This window comes from Nibribacter koreensis (assembly GCF_039541795.1).
Taxonomy (GTDB): domain Bacteria; phylum Bacteroidota; class Bacteroidia; order Cytophagales; family Hymenobacteraceae; genus Nibribacter; species Nibribacter koreensis.
The window spans coordinates 224,282-250,096 of record NZ_BAABGX010000001.1; the positions used below are offsets into that span (position 1 = coordinate 224,282).

A 25,815-nucleotide genomic window follows, 5' to 3' on the forward strand; every position below is an offset into this window, starting at 1 on the left:
ATAGTATTCAGTTGTTAAAGGAAAAGACAATTAAGGTGCATGTCAATTAGGATACAGCCTTAGACTTTTGCGGTCAAACATCAGGCATTAATCTATAAATATACTTGTTTCCTTCTTTCACCTTCTATTTAAAATACTTCTGCCATTAAAAGGACTTGGTAGAATCTACGCTTTAAAGAAACCCAATCTTTTACCCGGACTCTGTTCCATGCTAAGGAAATGGCCTGGATTGACTGCTTTTACTAGAAGACAATTGATGAATGATACTGAGGGATAGCATGTCATGTTAGTCTTTCTATAGAAGGGCAAGGCATTAAAAATATAGGTTTTAAAAGCGTTGATAATTTTGGCAGTATCTTCTTAAATGCTTTCTCTATCTTAGTCTTGGGACAGTGCCATCTTTTTTGATGTCCTAAGGTGCATAACCAATGGCCAGAAGCTATAAAAAGCAGCTTATTTTCCTGCGCCTATCACATTGTTTTAAAATAACCCTAACTCTAGACTTTCATGAGAAAGATCTTTTCTATCATCGCAGCAGCCGCTATTGTAGGTGTCTCCATGAGCGCATGTTCTTCTACCACCCAAGAGAATACGGCAGAGCAAGCTCCAACTGCCATTGAGCAAAAGGCGCCCCCGGCTACTACCAGTGCCCAACCAGACACTATTAAGAAAAGCATCCCTTCTCAGGCAGAGGGCACTATTGGGCAGGCGGCTATCACCATAAACTACCATGCACCGGGAGTGAGAGGGAGAGTGATTTGGGGAGGGCTGGTGCCCTATGACCAAGTATGGGTGACCGGGGCGCACAAAGCCACCTCTGTGACTTTTACCAAGGGGGTAACCATAGACGGGAAAGAAGTGGCGGCTGGCACCTATGCTTTGTTTACCATACCAGGGCGCGAGGAGTGGACCATTATCCTGAACAAGGACTTTGAGCAACACCTGGCAGATGACTATGACCAGAAAGAGGACGTTCTGCGGGTAAAGGTGAAGCCACAAGCCTTGACGCAAAACCAGGAAAGGCTCAAGTATGGAATAGAAGGAGGTACAGGAACAACAGGGGCCATCACCATCCGTTGGGAGAAGCTTAAGGTTTCTTTGCCTGTTAGCACGCAGCGGTAAGGATACCTAGGGAGATTAGGGAACATACTCAGAATGCACGAAGAGAAGGTGCCACCTAATTCCATGATTGAGTTAAGGTAAAACCACTTGCTGGGATGCCCTGAATCATTTAATACAAAGGACGTTAATTGGTTGATACCCGGGTATCAATAAAAGGAAAGGTCTAGCACAAAGCCATTGATAAAGCTTTGTGCCAGACCTTTTTGTTTTCTTTTAAAAACAGGTAAAAGTTCTATCTGTGAGGGCTCTTTTTTTGACCATTTACAGGTTGTTCTGCTTTAACCAGTTGTCCAGCAGCTGCTTTTCTTTCTGTTGATCATTTATTATTTTTTGGGCCATTGCTTTTATCTCTACAGATTTTGCCATAGGTATGTAAGCCTTGGCCATGTCAATCCCGCTTTGGTGGTGCAGGCTCATCAAAGTTGCAAAATGATGGTCTGTCCCTCCTTTTGTGTTATGGTTCATTTGGGTCATCATGTCCTTCATGGGGGCCATCATGCGCATAGTTTTGGCTGTGTCACCGGTGCTGTTTTTTTGAGCATCTGCAAACTTCTGAAGGCGGTCTATCTCCTCTTTCTGCATGAGGAGCGTTGCTTTGGCTATGTTTACCAAGGCCGTGTCTTTACCAGCATCAACCTGTTCCTGGGCCATGGTCAGGGCGCCTTCATGATGAACTGCCATCAGTAAGGCGAAGTCATGGTCTGGATCTCCTGTCATTTGTACCTTTTGCATGTCTGTCATGTTCTCATGCATGAGGTCCATCATTTTATTAGAGCTGGCTCCACCGTCTCCCATATTATGGTCTGCCATGGTCTGCTCTTCTTGCGAGGTGGTACTTGTCTTGTCTGAGTTCTGGCCACAGGCGCTGAACAGGCAAGAGGCACCACTCAAAAACAGGACAGCCGCATATTTGTAATTTCTCTTTTTCATAGTTGTTGTATGTGCGTATCAGTAATCCCTAAAAAGGTGACTGCAAAAATTATACGCAACCTATAAATTGTAGTTAGTAATTGCAGGGCTGCCAGCCATAACGGAAGAGGGTACGTTGATGAGTTTGCTCTCATAAGCCTTTCTCCTTGTTTTCTATCCAACCCAAGGATTCTCTCTTATTTTTGGGTATGCACTAACCGTATTGTCTTGGAACCATTTTGGGTAGTTATCTTGATCAGGTATACACCTGGTGAAAGGCCAGCTCCTGTAATGTCTATTTTTATTTCAGCGCCTTTCATTGCCCGGCCCTGACCAAATTGACCAAGGCCAGAGCCTTTATGATCATACAAATCTACCGTATAGTCAGAGGTCTCTTTTAAGGAAAACCTGAGGGTAGTCATTTGGGAAAATGGGTTGGGGTAGGCCGTTAGCTCATAAAAGTGCCTGTCCTTTCCAGCGTCTTCGTCTAGCAGGCCGGTCACCACAGCGGGAGGGTCTGTCACCAATACCCCCACGGCTTTCCAGTCAGTGCCATTCACCTCTGTGGCTATGATCACGGTCTCTCTAGTATGATTGGCTTTGGTGCTGCTGATATAGTTGTGGTTGCCTCTGAGCAAGGTGATGGGTGCCCCAAAGGAAATGCTGGTCAGGGAGGATTCTTTGTATAAAACATCACCTCCATTCTCTTGGGCCGTGTATACCACCCGTATCTTGCCTATCGCCTCATTAAGGATGACAATTGGGCGGGTGCCTTCCGTTTCAGTGACCTTATAGGCATTGTCCCAGGTTCCGTTTGGCCTCCTTACCAGCAAAGCCAGTTTAGCATAGCCCGGCGTTTCATAACCCGTCTTGACGGCGCAGAACAGGGTTCCGTCTTTGGCAACGGCCATGTTCAAGTGGTCATCTGCAAAACCAGCGCCCACCATCTGGGAAGACTGGGAGGCAGGCATCTCATCTGCAGACCAGGTAGAAGGGCTTGCACCGTCCTGGTGGGTTTTCATGCCAAACATTTCGGTGCGTTGGTTGCTCCAGAGCACTGCTATTTTGTTAGGTAGGGCAATGAGGCCGGTGATGTCATCATCTGCTATACCAGATGCTATTACAATGGGATCGCTCCAAGTGCTATAGGGGCTGTCGCTCCAGCGTACTCTCACCTCTCTGGGCGTGTCATAGGCAATCCACATTCTGCCAGACCCGTCAATGTCTAAGGTGGCCGTCTCGCTTTCGGGGCCTAAGGTAAATGAAGATCTGGCGGTTTGGAGGCTCCAGGGTTTGTAGGTAGAAGTTGCGGCGTCATATTCCAGAGAATATAAGTGAGAGTCATTGTCGCCTCTGTAGACAAGCACATGAACTACATTGTCCACTACCTTGCAATCTGCCCGCCCAAAAGAACTATTAGAAATGGTCAGCATTTTGGTCCAGGACGTGCCGTCCAGCCTCCAAAGAAAGGTGCCCTCTGCGTTGGGGAGTACCGTCCAGAACTTACCAGCGTGCATCCATACTTTAGACTGGGGCTTGTCTGCTGTATTGGTAGAGATGGGCATAGGGGTGAGGCTGGTCATTGACGCGAAGCCTACCTCGGTTAACGGGAGAGGGTGCTGCTGAGCAATTGCGTTAACACTAAAAAACAAGAAAAGTACTAAAAGGGGGAGTAGACGCTTCTTCATACACAAGACAGGTAAGGAGTAAACACGTGAATCATTTGCTTGAAAAGGCACAGCATGGCGCTACTAAAGGCATTTGTAACCAAACAAGCCAACAGAGATGTAATGGCAGTCACTTGATGCCTTGGAAGGTGTTGCCACAATCCAGGGACGCGGGGGGCGGTACGTTAATGATGAAAGCTATTAGAACTGCAATAGGTACTATTGCAAGAGATTGCAGGATTTATATATAGGGTATACGCATTGCAGCTAAGGCGGTTTTGGTTTGCTCCAGGTATTTGCACCTGCAGCAAAGGGTTGTCCTTTAGGTTGTTGCCCGTCATATAAAATGATGCACAGAATACAAGTTTGGGTGTAGTAAGTAGCGGATCTATAAGATAAGCCGCAGCTTTCTTATCAAGTATATAAGAAAGAAGGAGAGCAGGCTGAACCCTGCCATCACTGCCATTTGTGGTACGCTGAGGGGAAGCAGCGCCAATGCCTGCGCTACTGGTGGCACCAAGTAAACAGTCCCTAAAATTGCCAAAGACAGCAAGAGGGCATACCAGATGTAGGCGTTGGTGAATACTTCGTTTTTAAAGAAGTTGCCCTGGGCACTGCCCATGTTAAAGACGTGCCACAATTGGCATAATATCAAGGTAAGGAAAAGGATGTTGTTAGCGTATCCTTCTTCTTTGATTTGCCCCTGAGCCACAAGCCACTGACTGAAGAACACCGCCCCCAGCACGCAACCCGCAATAACCACGGCATACACTATCAAAGCCACCCAATGCGTATTTTGCAGGATGGGTTCTGCCATGGGCCGGGGCTGGTGTTGCATGATAGCCGGGTGGCCTGGGCTGGCACCCAGGGCCAAAGCCGGCAGCACATCTGTGACCAGGTTAATGAACAGAATCTGAATGGGGAGTAATTGAAAAGACCAACCCAGCAGAGAAATAAGCGTGACCACCAACAGCTCGCTTAAATTGCAGGAGAGCATGAACACCACAAACTTTCTGATGTTGTCAAAGACGATGCGCCCCTGCCGCAAGGCCACCACTATAGACGGAAAAGCGTCATCCTGCAAAATCATATCGGCCGCCTCCTGCGCCACCTGTGTGCCCCGTATTCCCATGGCAATGCCTATGTCAGCCTTTTTGAGGGCAGGGGCGTCATTGACCCCGTCTCCGGTCATACCCACTACCAATTGGTTTTCCTGCAAAAGGGTAACCAAGTCCAGTTTTTGTCTGGGGCTTACCCGGGCAAAGATGGAAGCATTAAGCCAGTCTTTTTTCTGCCATTGGGTGAGTTGGTCATAGTCAGGCATTTGGGTGCCTAACACCACCTGAACCGCTTGGCCAGGCTCTACAATCCCTACGCGCTCAGCAATATTGCGGGCGGTGGCCGGGTGGTCTCCAGTAATCATTTTGACAGAAATCCCGGCAGACCGACACTCTTCCAACGCCTGACGAACGTCCTCTCGTGGCGGGTCCAACAGGCCCACCAAACCTAGAAACACTAGTTCTTCCAGCAACAGGTCTTTTGTATTTGAAGTCTCTTTATAGGCAAAGGCCAGTATTTTCAAGCCTTCATTGGCTACGCGCTCTTCTTTGTTCTGCCAATTCTCCCTGTCTGCCCAAGTGAGCAAAACCGGTTGCCCGTCTACTAGCTGATGGGTGCAACGGGCTAGCAGCTGCTCTAGGGCGCCCTTTGCGTAGATGATTCCCTTGCCGTCTTTTAGGTGGAGCGTGCCCATGATCTTGGTTTCAGAGGTGAAGGACTCCTCGGCTAGCTTGAGATATTCCCCTCTAATTTTATCTGCCTGCTGACCTGCCGAGTGCGCCAGTTTAAGGAGGCCTACTTCTACAGGGTCTCCCACTTCTTTTTCCTCTCCGTTGAGAATATGGTAGCTGGCAGTATTGCACAAGGTGCAACAGCGTAGCAGGTGCTCAAAGTTGAGGCTATTTTCCAGGTGATTTGGGGTAGATGAGATTTCCAGGCGGGTGTGCAGGGCGTCCACTTTCACCGAGGTCTCCGCCCCCGGTACTATGATGGAGTCCACTTCTATCTCATTCTTGGTAAGGGTGCCCGTTTTGTCTGTGCAGATTATATTGGTGCCGCCCAGCGTCTCCACCGCCGACAGCTTTTTTACAATCACCTTGTGCCGGGCCATCCTAAGCATACCCTGGGCCAAGGCTAAGGTGACCACAATGCTCAAGCCCTCTGGAATGGCGGCTACGGCCAAGGCTATGGCCGTGGTGAGACTTTCCACCCAGGGGCGGTGCTGCAACAGGCCAGCCCCCATGACAATGCCGCATAAAACCAGCGTGACTTTGATGAGTTTGTGGCTGAAGGTTTCCAGCTTCTTTTCAAGAGGGGTGGCGGCCTGTTCGGCTTGCTGCACCAGGTTGGCAATCTGTCCCAGCTCAGTGTGCATACCAGTACTGGTCACCAGGGCGCGGGCGTTGCCCTTGCTTACAAAGCTCCCTTTGTAGACCATGTTGCTTCTTTCTGCCAGCGCCAGCCCAGCAGGTAGCGTTTCTGTCTGCTTGGGCGTGGGCAAGGATTCGCCGGTTAAGGCAGACTCATTGATTTCTAGCTGAGCGGTCAGGAAAAGGCGCGCGTCGGCAGAGACCATGTCGCCAGACTCCAGATACAGGACATCGCCGGGCACCAGGTTCTCTGAGGATATTTCTTGTAAGCGCCCGCCACGCATCACTTTGGCCGGCACCAGGGCCATCTTGCGCAAGGCTTCCATGGACTTGCCTGCGTTGTATTCCATGAAGAAGCCAATGGCCGCGTTGATCAGGGTGACCATAAGAATGGCCGACCCATCCAACCACTCCCTAAATAAAAACGAAAGCGCCGCGGCCGCCAGTAGCAGATAGGTAATGGGGCTGGTAAACTGGTGAAGAATAAGAACGAGGACGCTTTTAGGCTTCTGGCTTTCTACTTGGTTTACGCCCCATTGCCGTTGGCGCTCTGCAATCTCCTCTGCGCGCAACCCAGTCTCCAGGTCAGTTGCCAGGGCTTGGGCTAACTGTGCTGGTGGTACCGCATGCGGATGAGAAAGCGCCTCTGCAACTGAGTCCTTCATTGGGTTTGTTTCTCCATAAGTCCAGCCTAAGCGGTACAGCTGATTCTGCTTAGAAGGCGTAACCAGCCCAGCGTCATAGGATTTTAAAGCGGGCCACGGTAGGACAGGGTCAGGTATTTGGGAAAGTGGTTTTGGGAAGCTCGTCTTGGCCGTTGCCTTCGTTTTTGGCCTGTTTTCCAGAAAACAGGCCAAAAACGAAATTGCGTTGCCTGAATGATGGTGTTGCCAGGGTGGTTACAGGTATTCTTCGGCTAATTGGTACAGGCTAAGCCTGAACTGCTTAAAGTCTGCCTCAAAAGCCCTGATCTGGTTCTGAAAGCCTTGGTGCACCTCGCGGTAGAGCTGTTCTTCTACCTGAGCCCGGTTCTGGATTAATTGCATCAGGTAAAACTCATGCTCTCTAATGTCATGGCGGTACTGGTCTAATAGCTCGCCCCTAAAGTAGAGCAGCAGGTTCTGGAAGTGGTCTATTCGCTTTTTGGCTTCCAGATTCTGGACCCGGGTGTTTACCCGTTCTAATAACTTCTGGAAGAAAGCGGTCTCTGTTTTCCAGAAGGCTATGTCTTGGAGCCAGCAAACGCTTTCTTGGTGCAGGTCCTGCAGGCTTATGGATAATAGTAAATGGCCGGAAGTGGAAGTAAGGGTACCCATGTTTTTTTTGCTCAGTTAATCATGGAAAAATAGAAGGTATCAAGAAGCTCCAGGACGCAGGGCAGAGAATTAGGTCCTGGTTCAGCGGCGCACTTGTACTGTACTCAGCAGGAGGTAGAAGTTCGTTTTTAGGCTGTTTTTTCAAAATCAGGCTAAAAACAGACCATAGGTTCAGGGACAATCACACCGGATATTGGCGGAAGTGGGGCGTTCGTTTTTAGGCTGGTTTCTGTAAATCAGGATAAAAACGGAGGTATTACTGTATACTTCTGAGAACGTAAAAGGGTTAAATGCCTTTAAGTAAAACCCCCACCAAGTACGCTACGCTGGCGGCGGCGCCGCCCAATAGCATCGTCTCCAGGCCAGAGGTGTACCAGGGCTTGCTTACAAACCTGCTTTTGAGCGCGCCTATGCTAAAGAAGGCAATGCCGGTGCAGGTACTGCTCCACCAGAATGGGTTGCCCACGCTGTGCACCGACACGTAATTCCAGAGGTAGGGGGCAATGGGTATGATGCCCACCAGCAGAAAAGCGGTAAACGTAGCCAAAGCGGCCTTCCATTCAGAGACCGGCGAAAGGCTGAGACCGTGTTCTTCTTGCAGCATGGTGTGGGCCCATATGCGCTTGTCTGCGGTAATGGTGAGGACCACTTGTTCCAGCAGATCGCCAGTAAAGCCTTTTTTGGCGTATATCTGCCGTATCTCTTCCTGCTCACCCACGGGGTCTTCCTCAATCTCGCGCTGTTCTTCCAGAAGGGTTTTTTCTAGTTGTTGCTTTTCTGTTCTGGTGCCCAGGTAATTGCTCACCGCCATGCTGAATCCGTCTGCCAGCAGATTGGCTATGCCCAGAATGATGACTACCTGTGGCATTAGATTGGCCCCGGCAACCCCAGACACTACGGCAAAAGTGGTCACGGCCCCGTCTACTGCTCCATAAACAAAATCTTTCAGGTAACTGTGTTGCTCCATCTGGCTCAGCCTGAGTCTGACTTGTTCTGGAGTGTGTGATTTTTCCTGGTGTTGTTGTCTTTGGAAAAGTGAAAGCATAGCCAAGGGTATGGGTAAACACAAGAAGAAATAGACCAAGACGGCAGGCGGCGCTGGCTGGAGGGCAGAGAGTATGAAGTTATAACGCGCATCCAAGATTTCTTGTTAGCGCTTAAGAAAGACATTCTACTTTTAACGTTTGCAGGCGTTGCCTCCACCCCTACATTTTGCAGGTATTTATGGGTATTAATCACTGGTCAAAGAGCTTTCTACGCTATTTGTCGGCCAGACTTTGCTGTTAGAAATGTAGAGCTATCTACATTCTGCCTAAAATTGGACGGTGAAATATTAGGCGCACTTGGGCGCTAATTGAATTTATGCGTAAAGAATAGACAAGGGTACTACGGCCCCTGTTTGCCTATTAGCTCTTTATTGGCTCTTGTTGGCCCCGTCATAGTTTGTTCTTCTCCTTTTCATGGGTGAAATGTCTCATGCACCCATTGTGGTTTGCTACAAGGATTGATTACATATTCAGCTTCTTAAAGTAAGTTATGGAGCCCATAGTGTGTGGTACTGATTTTACCTTAAGCTCTATCAATGCGACATTCTATGCTAATGAACTGGCTCATTGGCTAGACACAAAACTAGTGCTCTTTCATGCCACCAAAAGCGCTGCCCCGCCCATCTTAGTGTCAGAGCCTCCCGCCCAGAGCACTGGGCAGGAGCCAGGCCGTGATACAGAGGCGATACGACTTAAACTGCTGGATGATTTGCTGCACAGTCTTCAAAAAAAAGACTGGACCAAACCAATAGCCTATGAGAAAAGGTTGCAGAACGCCTCTTTGACAGAAATGGCGCAAGCGCTGGTACAGGAGGTCCAAGCCGGACTATTGGTACTTGGCAATGAAGGCGCCCAAAATCTGCAGGAAGTCCTGTATTATACCACCGCCGCCAACGTTATTAAAGCTTCTCCCTGCCCTATTCTTATAGTGCCCCCCAAGGCCACGTTCAGGCCGTTGCATACTATAGTCTTTGCCATAGATCTAGAAGACAGGCCCAGGCTGGACACTGCCCTATTGACAGCACTGGCTTCCCTTTTCAAAGCAGAAATCATCTTTTTGTACGTGTTACCCAATCTGGTGGAAGAGGGGTTGGAGGGTTTAAAATCAAGCTTTGTCAACAGGACAAAAGATGTTGCATACCCGCACGTCTCGTTTCATATTGAATTCAATCCGCGCATTGAAGAAGGTATAAGCCAGTACTGCCGCAGAAAGCACGCAGACCTGCTGGTAATGGTCTCCCAATTGCATGACTATACACGCCACCTCATAGACGACTTCTACCACCAGGATCAGTCCTTTCATACCTACCTGCCCATTCTACTGCTGCCCAACCATAGAAAGCTGGACTGATGCAGGTGCTCCATATGCTCCCTTGCCTTCTTTTTATTTTAAGTGCCCGGTTATGGAAAAGTACGTTCTTCCCTTTGCAGAAATAAATTTAAAACAGCTGCCTCAGGTAGGCGGCAAAAACGCTTCTTTAGGCGAGATGTACCAGCGCCTTTCAGGTAGCCAGATAAAAGTGCCCAACGGCTTTGCCACCACCGCCCAGGCGTATCTGGATTTTTTAGAAGAAAATAACCTAACCCACGCCATTCGGCAACACCTGGCCTCACTGGATACCACCAACTTTACTAACCTACATGTGGTCAGCGACCTGATACGAGGGCTTATCCTGCAGAGCGTATGGCCAGTCCCCATAGCAAAGGCCATCAAGCAAGCCTACCAGGAGCTGTGTCAGTTTTATGCGGCTCCCATACAGGTGGCGGTCAGAAGCAGTGCCACCGCAGAGGACCTGCCCAACGCCAGCTTTGCGGGCCAGCATGAGTCCTTCCTTAATATTGAGGGAGAAGACCAACTTCTGGCCGCATGCCTGCGCTGTTACGCTTCCTTGTTCATGGGGCGTGCCATCAAGTACCGGCATGACCATGGCTTTGATCACCTAAAAGTGTACTTGTCCATTGGGGTCCAGAAAATGGTGCGTTCAGATCTGGCCTGCTCAGGGGTGTGCTTCTCTTTGGACCCAGAGTCAGGTTTCAGTCAGGTGGCCTTGGTGACCGGCAGTTGGGGCCTAGGCGAAAACGTGGTGCAGGGAGCAGTGAATCCAGACGAGTTCTATGTGTTTAAACCTACTTTACGCCAAGGCAAGAACGCCATCATCAGTAAAAAAATGGGCTCTAAGGCGCAGACCATGGTGTATGAAAAGACGGGTTCCCAGGCCCAAACCATTGTCAATGTGCCCACGCCAAAAGAAAAGCAAGAAGTGTTTGTTTTAGCAGATGCAGAGATAACCCAGCTAGCACACTGGGTGGTGCGCATTGAAGAGCACTATGGCGTCCCCATGGATGTGGAGTGGGCCAAGGACGGTGAGTCTAATGAGATTTTTATAGTGCAGGCCCGGCCTGAAACGGTGCACAGCCAGGCAGAGAGCCCTTTAAAGATGCACAGCTACCGCCTTACAGAAAAAGGGGAGCTATTGGTGCGCGGCAAAGGCATTGGAGACCGCATTGTGACGGGGGTGGCCCGTATCTTGCATTCCACCAAGGATGCGCATCTTCTCCAACCTGGCGAAATCCTGATCACTGACATTACTAATCCTGACTGGGACCCTATTCTCAAGAAAGTATCTGCTATTGTGACTAACAAAGGCGGGCGCACCAGCCACGCCGCCATAGTGGCCCGCGAGTTGGGGGCTTTGGCGGTGGTAGGTACTATTACCGCCACTAAGGTTATCCAGGACGGGCAGGTACTAACCATTTCTTGCGCAGATGCCCAAAATGGCCTGGTGTACAAGGGGGCATTGGCCTGGGAGAAAGAAGAGCTGGACTTTACAGATCTGCGCACACCTACCACCAAGCCCATGCTTATTGTGGGAGACCCAGACAAAGCCTTTCAGCTGGCAGCTTTCCCTACGGCCGGCGTGGGGTTAATGAGCCTAGAATTCATCATTAACAACAGCATCCAAATTCACCCAATGGCGCTGGTAAAATACCATGAGCTGGAAGATGAGGACGTAAAAGCGCACATAGACCAACTCACCCACCATCACGCAGACAAGCAGGAATATTTTATTGAAAAACTGGCAGAGGCGGTGGCCACCATTGGTGCCGCCTTTTATCCTAAGGAGGTGATTGTGCGCATGAGCGACTTTAAAACCAATGAGTATGCCAATTTGATTGGTGGCAAAAGCTTTGAGCCCGAAGAAGAGAATCCCATGTTGGGCTTTAGGGGAGCCTCGCGCTATTACAACCCAAGGTACCAGGAGGGGTTTGGCCTGGAGTGCAAAGCCATGAAACGGGTACGCGATGAGATGGGCCTCACCAATATCAAACTCATGATTCCTTTCTGCCGCACAGTAGAAGAAGGAAAAAAAGTGATCCAGATAATGCAAGCTTACGGCCTAAAACGGGGCGAAAATGGGTTAGAGGTCTACGTAATGGCCGAAATCCCTAGCAATGTGATATTAGCCAAAGAGTTTGCGCAAGTGTTTGACGGCTTCTCTATAGGTTCTAATGACTTAACCCAGCTCACCTTGGGCATTGACCGCGACTCTTCCATTGTAAGCGATCTGTTCAGTGAGAAGAATGAGGCAGCCATGACCATGATTAGAATGGTCATACAAGCCGCCAAAGAAGAGAACGCGCCCATTGGCTTGTGCGGGCAAGCCCCCAGTGACTATCCTGAATTTGCCCGCTTCTTAGTTGAGCAAGGCATAGACAGCATCTCCTTTAACCCAGACGCTTTTCTAAAAGGCTTGCAAAACATCTTAATGGCCGAGGAAGGACTTACCGCTCGGGTTAGAAAGTAATTTGTATCCGTGAACCTCAGTGGGCGCCTAGCCATTGCAATAAGCTTTCAAAGCCACCTCTAGTGCGTGGTCTACAATAGTTTACAATAAGGTAGGGGAAATGTACCTGTTTTTGCAGGGCTTGCAATACTTGCGCTAGTTTGCTCAAGTCAATTCATTTCCAGAGGGAATGCCGTTTTCCCAGCAATCTAAGGTATGTAGGGTAGTATCTGCTATGTTGCCAAGGGCGTTACTAGTTAAAAATGCTTGGTGGCCAGTGATTAAAACATTGGGCAGTGTCCTAAGCTCTTTAAACAGTTCATCTTCTAAAGGCTGGCCAGACAAATCTCTAAAGAAAATGTTTTTTTCATGCTCATAAACATCTAAACCAGCTGCCCCCACTTGGCCAGAGCGTAAGGCTGAAATAAGTTCTTGGGTGTTGACCAAGCCTCCTCTGCTGGTATTGATTAGCATGACGCCTGGTTTGCAAAGCGCCAAAGACCGGGCATTAATCAAGTACTTGGTTTGTGCGTTGTAAGGCGCGTGCAGGGAGATTATATCTGACTGGCTTAAAAGCGCTTCTAAAGACACAAAGGTAACCGGCACCTTATTGGACTCTGTTGGATTCACGTCATAGGCTAAAATATTGCATCCAAAGCCGTTTAAGATTTTGGCCATGACCTTGCCAATGGTCCCCAACCCTATGATGCCAGCCGTCTTGCCATTCAGGTCAAAGCCAATAAGGGGGTCTAGGCTAAAGTTGTTCTGGTTTATCCTTTCATGCGCCAGAATTAACTTGCGGTTAAGTGCTAAGATGAGTGCAGTGGCATGCTCGGCAATGGCATACGGCGAATAGGCCGGTACCCGGGCAACTTTCATCCCCAGGGCATTGGCCCTAGTTACATCCACGTGGTCATACCCCGCAGAGCGAGTGGCAACGTACTTTGTGCCCAATGCGTGTAGTTTCTCTAACACTGGGCCAGAGGCATCATCTAAGGTGAACAATACTACGGCCTCACTGCCCGTAGCCAAAGCGGCTGTTTCTAGCCGTAAAGGCTCTGTTACATAGGTAAGTTGGTGCCTGTGGTTGGCTCTGTCTAAGTATTCTTTCTCAAAAGGGTGCGCGCTGTATACCGTAACGTGCATGGCGGTAGTTTAAAGATTTAACTTGGTTATACGTAGGCGCGCAAAGTCAATTGATAACAGGGAAGAAGTGTCCTCGCTTTATCAAGTTCAAAACAATGCCGGGGCAAACCGCACATGATTTTACCCCGGCCCAGTGGTCTATTATGATATTTTAACTTGTTTTTTATTAGCGGCAGTCGTTCCCTCTTTTTTAGGAAGAATGAGTTCTAAAACGCCATTTTTATAATGGGCGTCAATCTTGTCTGCGTTAACGTTGTCTGGCAAGGTAAAGGATCTGTTGAAAGAGCTGTAACTGAATTCTTTACGACTGTAATTGCCTTTTTCTTCTTGCTTCTCTTTTTTGTGCTCGGCTGTGATGGTGAGTAGGTTGTTGCTTACATCTACGTGTATATCTTCTCTGTCCATGCCTGGGGTGGCCACCTCAATTTCAAAGTGGTTGGTTTTCTCTTTGATATTGGCTGCCGGGATTTTGCTCATTCCCTTAAAAAAGGGATCCTTGTTGAAGTAGCGATCCATGTTTCCGAAGAAACGGTCTGCGTTCATGACATCTGTCAAGAGGTGAGTCATAGCCATAGGCTCTTCTGACATTCTTTTCAATTTTGTCATAGGTTTAAAATTAAGGGTAAAAATAAAGGATGATTTTAGTGCTTGTAATGGATCACGAGCATGGGGAGGAACGCGTGGGAGACAATCTCCTGCATGGGGTTTTGGGAGAATAAATGGCGCCAGAAGGAGTGCGGATGGTATCCCATTACCAACAAATCAGCGCGGTGCTGTTTGCAAAATTGGCTGATGCCCTCTTCAATGTGGGCACTTTTCTTTTTGTGAAAAGAGGCCCTCGGGAATAGAAGGCGTTTGTGAAGCAGTTCTAACTCATGCCTGGCCATTTGCTTGGTGTCTTGGTCGTCTTCATGGAAAATATGTAAAAACAACACCTCAGCTTGGAACACATCAGCCAGCCACAGAACATACTGTATGTCTGTAAAGGGCTCACCCTGCAGGTCTGTGGCGAAGACAATTTTTCTGAAAGGTATGAAAGAGGCCATGGGGGGCACAATCAGGACTGGACAACGAATACTTTTGATTACATCCAATTCTAGTGACCCTGTCAGCATTCCTTGTAAGCCTTTTAGGTTTTCACTACCCATTACTACCAAGTCAGCGTGTTTCTCTCGGGCTATTTCTGCCAAGGTGTCTTGGGTATAGCCATACCTAATCTCTGTGAAATAGGGCACCCGCCTTTCCAGATTGGCCACTTCTATTTGGTTTCTAGCCTCTGTTAATTTCCTTTGCACCGCCTGCCGTACAGATTGGTCCCGAATAGGAACCGTATAGGGCATGCCCCCATATCCTATAAAATCGGTGCCTACCGGCTCATAAATTGAATGGAATAGAATTACTCTAGCGTTAATCCTCTGCGCTAGGTCATTGGCGAACCGTGCTGCATTCTCAGAGCTTGGTGAGAAATCATAATTGCATACAATGGTTTCCATCCTGATTTACCGGTAGTTGATAAAATAAACAGGCAAGCCAGAGCTCAGCAGAAGTGAGAAATAGCTTAGTCCCTACTGTAATCTATACGATAATAATTGTATTATGGTATTGATAATCAGTATTTTGCTGTGAGAATACTTGCCTTAAGGATGGTAAGCACCTGTGGCAAGTAATTATCGCTTTTATTGAAATACTACTAGTTACTAGCCATATAAGAGCCATTATGGAGGTATTAGGAAAATATATGATGATCAGGAAGCAAATTTAGCTTAGTCATTGGCGTAGGCTTTCTGTTAAAAAATCATGCATCTAATAAAACCGCTCATCGTTAAACTGTTCGTGTATTGAGGATATTTCTTTGACAGGGGTAAGCTCCCCAATAGTTATCATGCACTTCATTAAAATTGACTATCATGAAATGGCAAGGCAGAAGAAAAAGCAGCAATATTGAAGACCTTAGAGGCCAGTCAGCAGGAGGCGGGGGCAGGGGTATTAGTCCTATGCTCATTCTGCCTTTGATTCGGCTTCTTTTCTCTAAGGCAGGTTTGGTGATTGTAGCCATTCTGGCGCTGGTGTTTTTTTTAACAGGTACCAACCCATTGGCGTTACTGCAGCAGTTTGTAGGCGGTGAACCGCAGTATGCCCAATCCTCTAACGCCCAGCAGAGCCCAGAAGAGCAGGCCTTAGCAGAACAAACCGCCATCGTACTGGCAGATACTGAAGACGTCTGGAATAAGCTCATTCAAGGTTACAGGGAGCCCACGTTGGTCCTGTTTTCAGACCAGGTTAATTCGGCCTGTGGTACGGCCTCTTCCGCCTCGGGCCCGTTCTACTGTCCCGGCGATGAAAAGTTGTACATTGACCTGAGCTTTTTTGAGGAGATGGATCACAAACTTGGGGCCGAGGGAGACTTTGCACAGGCATATGTGGTGGGCCATGAGGTTGGACATCATGTGCAGAAACTTACAGGTACCATGGATCAGGTAAACGCTATGCGCGGCAAGTTATCCGAAACGGAATTCAACAAACTCATGGTTCGGGTTGAGCTGCAGGCCGATTTTTATGCTGGTGTTTGGGCACACCATACGCAGCGCTCCACAGGATTCATGGAACCCGGCGACCTGGAGGAAGCCTTGAATGCGGCAAGTGCCATTGGGGATGACCGCTTGCAGCAACGGTCTACCGGCCGGGTAGTGCCGGACTCTTTCACGCACGGTACCTCTGCCCAACGGGTGAGATGGTTTAAAAAAGGATTTGAGACAGGTGACGTGTCACAGGGAGATACTTTTAACGCCACTGTTTTATAAAACTACAGGAGATAAGCAAAGGCAGATAAAACACTAGGAAAGGATGGTATAATAGATTTGACTACTCTTTTTATAAGTATGTTTTTTTTCAAAAATAGTAGTTTGATTAACCAAACCAGATAGCAAAAAGGTAGAAACGAAAAAAGCCGCTTCATGTACATGAAGCGGCTTTTTAGTAGTCCGTAGGGGAACACAATATATAAATATTTGTAACTATTTGTAATTAAAACCCTCTAAATGGCTTTTAAATAGAGTTTTTATTGCTGGTGTTTATGGATATTTACAGGTGTTAAAATAAAAACTGTTACTTATTTGTTACTCATATTCCCTTTTCCTACGTTTGGTGCGTGCTAGTTGCACCCTCTGAAAATCCAATAAAACTATGGCAAAGAAAAGCCCCGCCGCCGAGGCGGGGAAGGTATCCCAGACGCGCGTGGTCGTGAAGGGAAAACTGGTGAAGCTGCGCGCCCGCAGACTACCGGCGGGCGGCGAGACGCTCTACCTGGACTACAACGAGGGCGGGAAGCGCCGCTACGACTTCCTGGGTCTGCACCTCATGGAAAGCGCAAAAACTTCAAAAGACCGGCAGCAGAACAAGGACAACCAGCTGCTGGCCGAGCGCATCCGCTCTGAAAGGGAGCTACAGCTCTCCAAGAACAGCCTCATCGTGAAGGCCTCGGTCCAGCGCCGGGCGGACTTCCTGGCCTACCTGGACGAGTACGTAGAGTCCTACCCCAAGAAGGACCTGAGGGTGATGGAGGCGATGAGGAAGCAGTTCAAGGCCATGCTGGGGGAGACGGGCGCGCTACCCTTCTCGGAGGTGACCGTTAGGCTCTGCTCCAGGTTCCGCAGCCACCTTGAGGCCAAGTGCTCCGGCTCCACGCCCTACAACTACTTCAAGAAGTTCCGCAAGGTGCTTAGGCAGGCGGTGAAGGACGGGCTGATCGACCGCAACCCGGCAGAGGAGGTGGAGAACCGCTACGCCGAGGGCATCGAGAAGGAGGTGCTCACCACGAAGGAGATCCAACTGATGGCCAACGTGGAGTGCTACCTGCCAGAGGTGAAGCGGGCCTTCCTCTTCAGCTGCGTGACGGGGCTCAGGTTCTGCGACATCCAGGCACTGGAATGGAAGTGCATCGCGGGCTCTGTCATCCGGCTCAAACAGCAGAAGACCTCCAAGGAGGTGGTGGTGAACCTCAACGGCACGGCAATAAGACTTTTGGGAGAGAAGACAAAGTCGAACGGGAAGGTGTTCGAGCTGCCCTCCAGCACGACCTGCGCCAAGCACCTGCAGAACTGGGCCAACAAGGCTAAAATTGGCAAGAAGGTGACCTGGCACTGCGCCCGGCACTCCTTCGGCACGAACCTGCTCATCTCCGGGGCGGACGTGCGTTCGGTCTCGGGCCTGCTCGGGCACTCCAGCCTGGTGGAGACCCAGAAGTACGTGAGATTGGTTGAGTCGCTCAAGGAAAAAGCAGTAGAGAAGCTGCCCGAGATTGTTTTCTAGTTTAAGTGGAAGTATCTTAATTTAGATTGGGTTAAGGTCATTTAAAGTACCATACTTTAGTAATTCCCTGAAATATTTTCGGTCTACGGGAAAAATATTTTAGGCCATTTCTTTTCACTTTATTTACAGGTAATACCACTTTACTGATAGGTAGTTTGCTTTTATTGGAAACAGCTTGTCTTTTGTATTTAGGCGACGTTTAGTATGGTTGGTTATAAGCTTTATGAGCTTTAAATTGCATGCGTAATCAGATCATATAGCAACAGTGATTATGATGCAACGTTCTTATCCCTATTCGGTGAATTGTAGTGGGCAAGGCTACATTCGATCAGAAAGGGCATTAATTTATTTGTTAAATGAAGAAGGCCGTGATTATTGAGTATATCAATTTCCACGGCTTCCTTCGGCAATCTTATTAATGATGAATAAAATCGTCAACTATCTTGCCCAGATTGAAGCTCTATTAAAGGTTCAATCAGCATCTTCAAAAAAGGTGCTTACTGTAGATGAGGCCTCGAAGTACCTTGGCCTATCCGATTCCATGCTCTACAGCCTCACAAGCCAGCGGCTCATCCCTCACTCCAAACCATCCGGGAAAAAGGTTTTCTTTGATAGGGAAGACCTTGAGCGCTGGGCGCTCAGCAACCGCGTCCGCACCATTGAGGAAATCCAGCATCAGTCCAACGGGAGGAAACCTAAAAGCAATTAGCCATGCAAGAGATTAGACTGATCCAGCTCCAGACACAGGAGCTGCGGATGATCGTGCGCGAGGAGTTGCGCCGGGTACTCTCCGAGACTGGGCTTCTTAAAGCAATCGGTTTGCACGAGGAGCTGCTCACCATCGAGCAGGCCGCCCAGATGCTGGGCCTGGCCAAGTCCACCATCTATGTGCTCACCTCTAGGCAGGAGATCCCCTGCTTTAAGAAGTCCCGCCGTCTTTATTTCAGGAGGAGCGAACTCCTCACTTGGGTAGAGGCTGGAAGAAGGAAGCCTGACGGAAAAGAGACGGTTTCACCCTCTAACAGCCACTCTGATGAATAATGAGAACCCGCTGCTGCAGATCAGCCAGCTGGTCGAGAGTACTGCAGCCATGGTGGCCTTACACAGCAGAAGGTTGGAGGTATACCTGAAGAGCACCTATGACCCGATGGAGGTGAGGCAGAAAAGGATAAACCATGTGCGGGAGCTGGAATCGCTACATCAGAAACTCGTGTCTGTGCGACACCTTCTGCCTCAGTCCCTTTTATCGGAACTACTGACAATCCATGCCCTCTTTATGGAAGATCCGGAGCTGACCGGAGCCATTGTGGAGATAAGGCGGAAGGGCGTGGCCTTTGTCCCGTCCAAGGCCGGGAGAACCACCCTCACCATCACTTTATATTAATTCAAATCAATGCAGATACAAGTTAACACATCAATGGATCCCGACTCGCTGCAGACTCTTATGCTCCTGAGAAATTCCCGGGAGCGCCTGAGGGAACGGGTGAAAGGAGAGATCATCTTCGCAAAGCCTCTGCTTTTATTTCAAGAACGGGGCATCATCTACCCGAACACCATAAACATCATCCAGGGAAAGACGGGCGTGCACAAGAGCCGCCTGGTGGAGGCGATCTGCGCCACCCTGCTGGCCAGAGAGCCCGGCCATTCCCCGAACTCCATCGGATTCAGCCGGGTGGAGCCCGCCCAGCGGTTCAGGGTACTGTACGTGGACACGGAGAGGAACGAGCGGGACCAGTTCCCGTTCGCCCTCCAGCAGATTAAGCGCATGGCAGGTTTCGGGATGGGGGACGAGGTGCCCGAGTTCGATTTCTTCTCCCTCATCCAGGTGCCCAGGCTCCGGCGCTACCAGGCGCTTGAGCTCTACCTGACCTTAGACCTGGAGAGGGTGCCGGGCGTGGAGACGGTGGTGGTGTTGGACGTGATCACGGACTGCGTGGCCAACTTCAACAACCCCGACGACAGCATGCTCCTGCTGGATTTCCTGAACCAGCAGATCTCCCACCACAACATCACCTTCGTTTGCGTGATCCACGAGAACCCGGCCGGGGGAGACAAGCCCAGAGGGCACGTGGGCACCGAGCTGATGAACAAGTCCAGCTCCCAGGTGCAGATCGCCTTCGAGCAGGACAGCAAAAGGAAGGAGACTGAGCTGATAAAGGTGACGACACTCAAGAACAGGGTCATGGCCAAGCAGCCACCCGTGTACATGCGCTTTGATGCAGACAGACACGAACTGGTGTTGGCCGAGGAGGAGCTGATCCGGCAGGGGGAGGATGACCGAAGAACAAAGCTCAGCCAGGGGACATTGCTATCATTCCTCTCGGTTAATCTGAAGGAGCCCATTGCCAGCGGGGATTTGCTCTCGCTGGTGATGGATGAGTTCGACTGCAGCAGGACCACCGCCCTGGCCCGGGTGAAGGAGCTTTTGCAAGAGGGGAACCGGCAGCTTATCTCCGCGAATGTGACAGGACCAAGGCTGGAGAAGCAGAGGCGGGGGAGGAACGAGTTCTACTCGATAGTCATCCCCAACTAGGTGTCTTTAACCGATAGGTACAGGTGCAATGGCCCTTATAGGCGCGTTGCACCTGTACCTATTTTTTTATGACTGATCCGCATGCCTTTTAGGCCTCACTTTACGCAAATCCCATATAAAACCAAGTCAGAGCAATAACGAATTACTTTAATCTGCTTTGACGGAGATTGATCCCAGATGCACTTGGATATAGGTTAAAATAACCATAACACCACCTACTGAAAATGAGGTAGAAAATAAGTGTGAAGGATCTGATGCGGCTATTCCTAAGCTTTAGGTTTGGGGAACCAACTTAAAGCATAAAAACTATGGAAAAAAGACAGGATCCCCTCACCGGGGAGGAGTTCATCCCGGCCAGGCGCAACCAGCGCTTCGCCAGTCGGGAAAACCAGGTGCGCTACAACAACCTGGTCGCTCAGGGAAAGCGTGATGCCAAACGCGAAGTGGACAGGGTCTTGGACATGAACCGGACGATCCTTTTGCGCTTGCTTGGGGAGGCCAAGAGTGCGACCCACAGTCAGGAGTATCTTGCCGGGGCCGGCTTCGATTTCAGTGCCTTCACCCAGGTGTTTAAGGTAGACGGGGGGCAGCGCATCTCCGTCTATGATATGGCTCTAAAGCCGCTGGGAGATGGCCGATTTACCATCACAAGATGTTAAGATGGGAGAAGTATTGGAAATCGGTCAGTTCGGGGATTTGCTACCATTGGCGTCCTTGCCGCCAGTTGTACATAAGGATAATGGATCAGGATTTTTGGTTTTACTACTCTTCCTGCTTTTGGCTTTTTTTGTTCTTTGCCTGGTCCTGACCCTTTTAAAGAAAGAGGACCAGGCGAGAAAAAAACACTAAAGTATTTACTTAATCAACTTGTACTTACCTGCCTTAATTTTTTTATAAGGCACAGTTAGGAATTGGACTTGGTTTTTCTAGCAAATTTCTAAGTTCGATTTTCTAACTGAGAAAGTTACAGTTCCTTTTTAGGAAGCACAGTTGGACTTGGTAGCAAACCGAACACAAATCGACAATAATGACCCTTGAAAAATAGAAAATAACTAAACAATCAGTAATTAGAAAGCACGTCTTAGGCAAGCTTAGCAGGCCTCAATACAAAGAACTGATGTTGACTTGGCCAGTGAGTTTAACAACCCCATTGGAACCGACGCGCATGAAGTTTTCATCATCTTATTGCTCACGTTATACGATAGAGCCATTTGATCTTTCAGAGGAAGAATTAAGGCTGTATGTTAACCTACTTTTCTTTAAGGCAACCAACTTTCTTGAATAATGCATTACAAGGATACATGGAATCTTCATATCATAATCAAATTACTGTATTCGCCAATTCATAAAATAGTTTCAACATATAAGCTTCCTTTCTTAAATAAAGTTAATAAAGCTACAACGCTATTAAAGCCAGTGTCTATTGGGCCTTATTTGACAAGAACCTGGAAGTGCCGTACGGTGAAGAGGAGTTAGAGCTGAAACAGCTACCGATGCTGGTCATTTTATAAACTGAGCTTGCCTACCAAAATAGTATTGAATTAATACTTACCTTTTCAATATTGAGGATATGAAATATTAAACTCATCTAACTTATACCAAACCCTTTATGAACAAGCATTATTTACTCTCTCAGACCAAATCAACTGGTTCTGCCTATCTGTTCTTCCTGCTCTTCGGCGCGCGCTACATCTATCTTGGCAAAATAGCCGTCCAGATCCTATTTTGGACCAAGCTGGTGGCCTTGGCATCTAGGCGCTGATAGACCTTTCACCATGCCCGGCAAAGTGGCTAGGCACAACGCCCCTATCTTCCAGCAAGTGGAGCAACTTGAAAACAGGAGAAGGAAGCTAAGCACTTAAGACAAATGCAGATGATGCCTGTTGCATCTGGAAGATAGCCGCAACCAGCAAATTTTGATCTTTTCTTACAGCCTTCTTATTATTGATTAACACTGGCTATAGAGCAGACGATGAGGATGTAATCAGGCTTCAGTTTGATTTAGAGATGTGTAAGATGCCGCATGATGGACTTTTCCAGCAGATAAAGGGAAAAGAGTAAATTATCCACCTATTAAAAAACAAATAATCGCATGAATAGAATATTTACTAAAGATGAAATCAATAGTGTATTGGGGAAAGAGAGCTTTTGGAATCCAACAAGGCTGGTGAACACGGTTGGGTATGTCTATGGCATCCCAGCTTTTGACACCTTGTTGGATGGGAAACTTTTTACTGAGGCTGGTGCATTAATCAACATTATGCAAAGGCCCAACGGCTTACAAATAGAGATGGCCAGAAATCTTAAGTGGCACTCTGTTCCGCTTCTAACGTCTAACATCACTGAAATCTCCCTGGAAGACAAAGAGCAGATCAAGGTGCAGAAAGAAAAGTCTGTCATCGGCCGCTCCATTGTGGGCGGTTTGCTTCTGGGGCCGGTGGGTGCTGTCGTTGGCGGGATGAGCGGAATAGGCACAAAAGAGGTGAAAGGCGAAATGCCCGACTTGATGATTTCCATCAAACACAACTCTAATGGACCGGAGGAGGTGATCGTATTTTCTTGCAAGTACAAGGACCGCAAAGAGGTAGAGAAGTTTTTCAAAGCGCAAAGTGCATTTGTAAAAACACCTGCAACTACCTAAGTCCCAACCCGACCATGGAAACGAAAATAAAGCAGCTCCAGCAGTTATTGCTGTGCCAGGAGGAGATGCGTGCAGTAAAACAGACTGACCCGCGCCCAGTGCTGGACCAGATAAAGACAACCAAACATCTTATTGAAAGCATTGAGGAGACGGTGCCCGGTTCCATACGCCGCGCAGAAAGAGAGCTTTATTATGCTGAAGACCAAGCATTAAAAGCCCAAGGGGATGATGCCGTCTATACAGCGTATGCCGCCGTTACCATGTTCCTTTCTGAAATAAACTCCTTACCCGAATAAATCCACTCCTCCATGAATGTTGAAAGCATTTTACAAAAGATAAACCTGTTTGAAGAGCTAGTCACTAAATCAGGCTTTAAAAGAGACCTGGTTGACTTCATAAACGCCTTGCAACAGCCTCAAAACAGGAATATAAAATTCATGACAGAGGTCTCAATTGCAATTGAGCGTCATTGGATGCAAGCGATGAACAACTCCCTTCCTACGGAATTGAAGCTTATTTTAAAGGATTCCGAGCCGTTTACAGAAACCGACTTCCTTGCTCAGATTGAAGATATAAACTCTGATGCAACTCTGGACGCTGCATCCTATTATAATAAGCTTTACGGCACAATCACCTCCCTCAATCAAAAAATGGAGGTGAACATCACGGAGCTAAATGTTGTAAAAAACTTCTTCAAGAAATATTCCAACGCTGTAGACGAGTCACTGGCTTTGGATGAGCAACACGCTCTGATCTCGCTTATATTCAAAGACCTGCAGTCGACAGGGAGTCTCAAGGAGTTTTCCAAGGTACTCCACCGTTGGAACAGAGCCCTGCTGGTTTACCACACGCTTCTGCAATCAGACCCGCCAAAGGATATTGAAATAGCTGAGATCCAAAACGGATCAATAGATGTGGTTTTAAACCTGAACTTTGACATTGCGGTTGATCTTGCAAGCTTGGTCCAGACGGGAATGACTGTATATGGGTTGTATCTGGCCTATAAAAAGGGACTCGGCAAGCAGATAATTGAAAGTTACATGGGTAACCAGAAGCTTATCGCCAATGAGGCAGAGAGAGAGAAGCTAATGCTTGAAAATGTGAAAGAGTCGGTATACAACAAAGCCTTGGAACAGCATGCGGAACGGTTAAAAAAGGATAAGAAGATAGAAAAAACGGGGGTTGAGAAGAAGGCAGCTGAAATCACAAGGATCATAACCGATCACATCGTTAAGGGAAACTCTGTCAAGCTGATGTTGCCTCCCTTCCCTGATGTAGATGAAGAGGACGGGGTTGATCCAGATGAGTACAAAGAATGGGTGGCCGCCGATGAATTATCAAAGGGCTTGAGACAGGCTACCGCCGTGGCCAATGCCAATTACAAGTTGCTTTCAACCGAGGATAAACAGCTATTATTGGATAAATATTCTATTAAAGAGGACGGGGAAAACAAGTAACAAAACCTGCTCTAACATCTTGTAAACTAATCATATAAAGCTACGGAAAACCGTGGCTTTTTTTCGCACGCGCTTTCCTGAAAGGCATTCTACGACTCTAATCAAACCTTTAGCCCCATATATACCAGACCCCAAACAAGCGTTCCCAGTGTGATGATGATTGCCAACCAAGTGGATGACAATTGCTAGTTAGCCTTTAATAAGTCTTTCAATTTGGTGGTGTAGCATGGCGAGAGGTTGCTGTTCTGCATCTGCCATTTGCCGCTGGTGCCCTGCACCCCATAGAACACTGACTTGAACCCGTAGCGCTCCCTAAGCCCGTCCAGCGTCTTCATTAAGTTAGAATCCCTCTGTCTGGTGTCCGGCTCAAAGAGGCTCTGTTGCACCTGGTTGGCCGGGCAGATACCGGAGACGATGACGCCGGTCTTCTTGTAGCGGAAGCCTTCACGAAAGATGACTCTTAGCGCTTCCAAGGCGGCGGGCAAAATCACCAGCTCACTGCTGCTGGGGCTGTCCAGTCTCACCGTGCGGCTGTTGAAGTACATCTGGCTATCCTGCCCGAACCGGCTCGTTTCCAGAAAGACAGTGAAGGCCATGGCGCAGCTCTTCTGCTTCCTCAGCTTAAAGGCACAGCGCACGGCGTGGGTGCTCAGCGCCTCCTCAATATCGCTCAACTCAGTCAATGCCTCCCCGAAGCTGCGGGAGGTGCAGATGTTCTGCTTCGCGGGTGGCATCGTCTCCAGATCCAGGCACGGCTCCCCCCTAAGTTCCTTCACGGTTCTGAGGCCCAAGATGGTCAGGTGCTTTTTGATGAAACTGTCTGTCTGCCTGGTCAGGTCATAGGCGGTGTTTACGCCGAACTGGGAAAGCTTCCTGGCGTAGCGCCGGCCGATACCCCACACGTCGCCTATCTCCGTCGCCTTCAGTGCCGCCTCTATGTGTTTGGGATCCGTCAGCACCAGCATCCCGTTCGCCTTCTTTGATTTCTTGGCCACCCGGTTCGCCAGCTTGGCCAGAGTCTTGGTCCGGGCCACGCCCACGGCCACCGGGATGCCCGTCGCCCGGGGCACCCGCTCCCAGATGGCGCGGGCGTACTTCTCAATATCGACGTCCAGGAAGTTGCCCAGGTCCAGGAAGGACTCGTCGATGCTGTAGACCTCCACATGGGGGGAGTACTCAGAGAGCACCAGCACCACGCGCCGGCTCATGTCCCCGTACAGCTCATAGTTGCTGGAGAACACGTGAATCCCGTGGAAGGCAATGGCGTCCTTTATCTCGAACAGCGGAGCGCCCATCTGGATGCCGCAGGCTTTGGCCTCGTTGCTGCGGGCGATCACGCAGCCGTCGTTGTTGGAGAGCACCACAATTGGCTTACCGTTGAGCTGGGGCTGAAAGACGCGCTCGCAGGAGGCGTAGAAGTTGTTGCAGTCCACTAGGGCAAAGAGGCTGGTCATGG

Annotated in this window: 24 protein-coding genes; 15 read left to right on the forward strand and 9 right to left on the reverse strand. The window is 48.8% G+C overall.

Annotation, left to right across the window (positions count from 1 at the left end; translation table 11 throughout):
• Positions 1 to 507: 507 nt before the first annotated feature.
• Entirely contained in the window at positions 508 to 1,122 is a 615-nt protein-coding gene (locus tag ABD880_RS00860) for a DUF2911 domain-containing protein (RefSeq protein ID WP_345161361.1), read from the forward strand.
• Between the two features lie 261 nt (positions 1,123 to 1,383).
• On the opposite strand, the gene ABD880_RS00865 is transcribed toward ABD880_RS00860, so the two are convergent.
• From ABD880_RS00865 to ABD880_RS00885, 5 genes are all read right to left on the reverse strand, one after another.
• Positions 1,384 to 2,052 carry a DUF305 domain-containing protein gene (locus ABD880_RS00865; RefSeq protein WP_345161363.1) on the reverse strand — a complete coding sequence of 223 codons (669 nt, stop codon included), beginning with the start codon at positions 2,050 to 2,052 and terminating at the stop codon, positions 1,384 to 1,386.
• 176 nt (positions 2,053 to 2,228) lie between these two features.
• Positions 2,229 to 3,614 carry a T9SS type A sorting domain-containing protein gene (locus tag ABD880_RS00870; RefSeq protein WP_345161365.1) on the reverse strand — a complete coding sequence of 462 codons (1,386 nt, stop codon included), beginning with the start codon at positions 3,612 to 3,614 and terminating at the stop codon, positions 2,229 to 2,231.
• A gap of 472 nt (positions 3,615 to 4,086) precedes the next feature.
• Positions 4,087 to 6,792, reverse strand: a complete 2,706-nt coding sequence (locus ABD880_RS00875) for a cation-translocating P-type ATPase (RefSeq protein ID WP_345161367.1) — start codon at positions 6,790 to 6,792, stop codon at positions 4,087 to 4,089.
• A gap of 234 nt (positions 6,793 to 7,026) precedes the next feature.
• Complete coding sequence (locus ABD880_RS00880) at positions 7,027 to 7,443, reverse strand: hypothetical protein (RefSeq protein ID WP_345161369.1); 417 nt, start codon at positions 7,441 to 7,443, stop codon at positions 7,027 to 7,029.
• Between the two features lie 286 nt (positions 7,444 to 7,729).
• On the reverse strand, positions 7,730 to 8,488 hold the full coding sequence (locus tag ABD880_RS00885; protein WP_345161371.1) for a VIT1/CCC1 transporter family protein: 759 nt from the start codon (positions 8,486 to 8,488) through the stop codon (positions 7,730 to 7,732).
• Between the two features lie 491 nt (positions 8,489 to 8,979).
• Between ABD880_RS00885 and ABD880_RS00890 the strand changes: the two genes are divergently transcribed.
• Together ABD880_RS00890 and ppsA are read left to right on the forward strand one after the other, a co-directional pair.
• On the forward strand, positions 8,980 to 9,840 hold the full coding sequence (locus ABD880_RS00890) for a universal stress protein (protein ID WP_345161373.1): 861 nt from the start codon (positions 8,980 to 8,982) through the stop codon (positions 9,838 to 9,840).
• A 52-nt stretch (positions 9,841 to 9,892) separates the two neighbouring features.
• Positions 9,893 to 12,295, forward strand: coding sequence for a phosphoenolpyruvate synthase (ppsA, locus tag ABD880_RS00895; RefSeq protein ID WP_345161376.1), 2,403 nt, complete (start codon positions 9,893 to 9,895; stop codon positions 12,293 to 12,295).
• 144 nt (positions 12,296 to 12,439) lie between these two features.
• Here the strand turns inward: ppsA and ABD880_RS00900 are convergent, their stop codons facing one another.
• The 3 genes from ABD880_RS00900 to ABD880_RS00910 all read right to left on the reverse strand — a co-directional run bounded on the left by ABD880_RS00900 (position 12,440) and on the right by ABD880_RS00910 (position 14,913).
• Entirely contained in the window at positions 12,440 to 13,420 is a 981-nt protein-coding gene (locus tag ABD880_RS00900) for a 2-hydroxyacid dehydrogenase (RefSeq protein WP_345161378.1), read from the reverse strand.
• A gap of 141 nt (positions 13,421 to 13,561) precedes the next feature.
• Entirely contained in the window at positions 13,562 to 14,026 is a 465-nt protein-coding gene (locus ABD880_RS00905) for an Hsp20/alpha crystallin family protein (RefSeq protein ID WP_345161381.1), read from the reverse strand.
• A 35-nt stretch (positions 14,027 to 14,061) separates the two neighbouring features.
• Positions 14,062 to 14,913, reverse strand: a complete 852-nt coding sequence (locus tag ABD880_RS00910) for a universal stress protein (protein WP_345161383.1) — start codon at positions 14,911 to 14,913, stop codon at positions 14,062 to 14,064.
• Between the two features lie 414 nt (positions 14,914 to 15,327).
• Here ABD880_RS00910 and ypfJ point away from each other — a divergent pair, with 414 nt between their 5' ends.
• From ypfJ to ABD880_RS00970, 12 genes are all read left to right on the forward strand, one after another.
• Positions 15,328 to 16,221, forward strand: a complete 894-nt coding sequence (gene ypfJ, locus ABD880_RS00915) for a KPN_02809 family neutral zinc metallopeptidase (RefSeq protein WP_345161385.1) — start codon at positions 15,328 to 15,330, stop codon at positions 16,219 to 16,221.
• A gap of 382 nt (positions 16,222 to 16,603) precedes the next feature.
• A complete protein-coding gene (locus ABD880_RS00920; protein ID WP_345161387.1) occupies positions 16,604 to 17,728 on the forward strand; it encodes a tyrosine-type recombinase/integrase in 1,125 nt (374 codons plus the stop codon).
• Between the two features lie 418 nt (positions 17,729 to 18,146).
• A complete protein-coding gene (locus ABD880_RS00925) occupies positions 18,147 to 18,437 on the forward strand; it encodes a helix-turn-helix domain-containing protein (protein WP_345161389.1) in 291 nt (96 codons plus the stop codon).
• Positions 18,438 to 18,439: 2 nt separating this feature from the next.
• On the forward strand, positions 18,440 to 18,769 hold the full coding sequence (locus ABD880_RS00930) for a helix-turn-helix domain-containing protein (protein ID WP_345161391.1): 330 nt from the start codon (positions 18,440 to 18,442) through the stop codon (positions 18,767 to 18,769).
• Positions 18,762 to 19,112, forward strand: a complete 351-nt coding sequence (locus ABD880_RS00935; protein ID WP_345161393.1) for a hypothetical protein — start codon at positions 18,762 to 18,764, stop codon at positions 19,110 to 19,112. The genes ABD880_RS00930 and ABD880_RS00935 overlap by 8 nt, the downstream gene beginning before the upstream one ends.
• Before the next feature lie 33 nt (positions 19,113 to 19,145).
• Positions 19,146 to 20,261, forward strand: a complete 1,116-nt coding sequence (locus tag ABD880_RS00940; RefSeq protein WP_345161395.1) for an AAA family ATPase — start codon at positions 19,146 to 19,148, stop codon at positions 20,259 to 20,261.
• 308 nt (positions 20,262 to 20,569) lie between these two features.
• Entirely contained in the window at positions 20,570 to 20,920 is a 351-nt protein-coding gene (locus ABD880_RS00945) for a hypothetical protein (protein ID WP_345161397.1), read from the forward strand.
• Entirely contained in the window at positions 20,892 to 21,110 is a 219-nt protein-coding gene (locus ABD880_RS00950; RefSeq protein WP_345161399.1) for a hypothetical protein, read from the forward strand. The genes ABD880_RS00945 and ABD880_RS00950 overlap by 29 nt, the downstream gene beginning before the upstream one ends.
• 760 nt (positions 21,111 to 21,870) lie before the next feature.
• Positions 21,871 to 22,023 (forward strand): hypothetical protein, encoded by a 153-nt coding sequence (locus ABD880_RS00955; RefSeq protein WP_345161401.1) that lies wholly within the window; start codon positions 21,871 to 21,873, stop codon positions 22,021 to 22,023.
• 330 nt (positions 22,024 to 22,353) lie between these two features.
• A complete protein-coding gene (locus ABD880_RS00960; RefSeq protein WP_345161403.1) occupies positions 22,354 to 22,902 on the forward strand; it encodes a hypothetical protein in 549 nt (182 codons plus the stop codon).
• 14 nt (positions 22,903 to 22,916) lie between these two features.
• Positions 22,917 to 23,198: a hypothetical protein gene (locus ABD880_RS00965; RefSeq protein WP_345161405.1), complete on the forward strand. Its 282-nt coding sequence runs from the start codon at positions 22,917 to 22,919 to the stop codon at positions 23,196 to 23,198.
• 12 nt (positions 23,199 to 23,210) lie between these two features.
• Positions 23,211 to 24,359 (forward strand): hypothetical protein, encoded by a 1,149-nt coding sequence (locus tag ABD880_RS00970; protein WP_345161407.1) that lies wholly within the window; start codon positions 23,211 to 23,213, stop codon positions 24,357 to 24,359.
• A gap of 185 nt (positions 24,360 to 24,544) precedes the next feature.
• Here ABD880_RS00970 and ABD880_RS00975 read toward each other — a convergent pair whose 3' ends face one another.
• A complete protein-coding gene (locus ABD880_RS00975) occupies positions 24,545 to 25,813 on the reverse strand; it encodes a Y-family DNA polymerase (protein WP_345161409.1) in 1,269 nt (422 codons plus the stop codon).
• Positions 25,814 to 25,815 lie beyond the last annotated feature (2 nt).

Bases quoted from the DNA above. Each gene is read 5' to 3' on its own strand.
- ABD880_RS00865 (WP_345161363.1), bottom strand. From the start codon at position 2,052: ATGAAAAAGAGAAATTACAAATATGCGGCTGTCCTGTTTTTGAGTGGT.
- ABD880_RS00930 (WP_345161391.1), top strand. From the start codon at position 18,440: ATGCAAGAGATTAGACTGATCCAGCTCCAGACACAGGAGCTGCGGATG.
- ABD880_RS00950 (WP_345161399.1), top strand. From the start codon at position 20,892: ATGGCCGATTTACCATCACAAGATGTTAAGATGGGAGAAGTATTGGAA.
- ABD880_RS00960 (WP_345161403.1), top strand. From the start codon at position 22,354: ATGAATAGAATATTTACTAAAGATGAAATCAATAGTGTATTGGGGAAA.
- ABD880_RS00945 (WP_345161397.1), top strand. From the start codon at position 20,570: ATGGAAAAAAGACAGGATCCCCTCACCGGGGAGGAGTTCATCCCGGCC.
- ABD880_RS00900 (WP_345161378.1), bottom strand. From the start codon at position 13,420: ATGCACGTTACGGTATACAGCGCGCACCCTTTTGAGAAAGAATACTTA.
- ppsA (WP_345161376.1), top strand. From the start codon at position 9,893: ATGGAAAAGTACGTTCTTCCCTTTGCAGAAATAAATTTAAAACAGCTG.
- ABD880_RS00935 (WP_345161393.1), top strand. From the start codon at position 18,762: ATGAATAATGAGAACCCGCTGCTGCAGATCAGCCAGCTGGTCGAGAGT.
- ABD880_RS00940 (WP_345161395.1), top strand. From the start codon at position 19,146: ATGGATCCCGACTCGCTGCAGACTCTTATGCTCCTGAGAAATTCCCGG.
- ABD880_RS00965 (WP_345161405.1), top strand. From the start codon at position 22,917: ATGGAAACGAAAATAAAGCAGCTCCAGCAGTTATTGCTGTGCCAGGAG.
- ypfJ (WP_345161385.1), top strand. From the start codon at position 15,328: ATGAAATGGCAAGGCAGAAGAAAAAGCAGCAATATTGAAGACCTTAGA.
- ABD880_RS00970 (WP_345161407.1), top strand. From the start codon at position 23,211: ATGAATGTTGAAAGCATTTTACAAAAGATAAACCTGTTTGAAGAGCTA.
- ABD880_RS00905 (WP_345161381.1), bottom strand. From the start codon at position 14,026: ATGACAAAATTGAAAAGAATGTCAGAAGAGCCTATGGCTATGACTCAC.
- ABD880_RS00885 (WP_345161371.1), bottom strand. From the start codon at position 8,488: ATGCTTTCACTTTTCCAAAGACAACAACACCAGGAAAAATCACACACT.
- ABD880_RS00890 (WP_345161373.1), top strand. From the start codon at position 8,980: ATGGAGCCCATAGTGTGTGGTACTGATTTTACCTTAAGCTCTATCAAT.
- ABD880_RS00955 (WP_345161401.1), top strand. From the start codon at position 21,871: ATGAACAAGCATTATTTACTCTCTCAGACCAAATCAACTGGTTCTGCC.
- ABD880_RS00870 (WP_345161365.1), bottom strand. From the start codon at position 3,614: ATGACCAGCCTCACCCCTATGCCCATCTCTACCAATACAGCAGACAAG.
- ABD880_RS00875 (WP_345161367.1), bottom strand. From the start codon at position 6,792: ATGAAGGACTCAGTTGCAGAGGCGCTTTCTCATCCGCATGCGGTACCA.
- ABD880_RS00880 (WP_345161369.1), bottom strand. From the start codon at position 7,443: ATGGGTACCCTTACTTCCACTTCCGGCCATTTACTATTATCCATAAGC.
- ABD880_RS00920 (WP_345161387.1), top strand. From the start codon at position 16,604: ATGGCAAAGAAAAGCCCCGCCGCCGAGGCGGGGAAGGTATCCCAGACG.
- ABD880_RS00975 (WP_345161409.1), bottom strand. From the start codon at position 25,813: ATGACCAGCCTCTTTGCCCTAGTGGACTGCAACAACTTCTACGCCTCC.
- ABD880_RS00860 (WP_345161361.1), top strand. From the start codon at position 508: ATGAGAAAGATCTTTTCTATCATCGCAGCAGCCGCTATTGTAGGTGTC.
- ABD880_RS00910 (WP_345161383.1), bottom strand. From the start codon at position 14,913: ATGGAAACCATTGTATGCAATTATGATTTCTCACCAAGCTCTGAGAAT.
- ABD880_RS00925 (WP_345161389.1), top strand. From the start codon at position 18,147: ATGATGAATAAAATCGTCAACTATCTTGCCCAGATTGAAGCTCTATTA.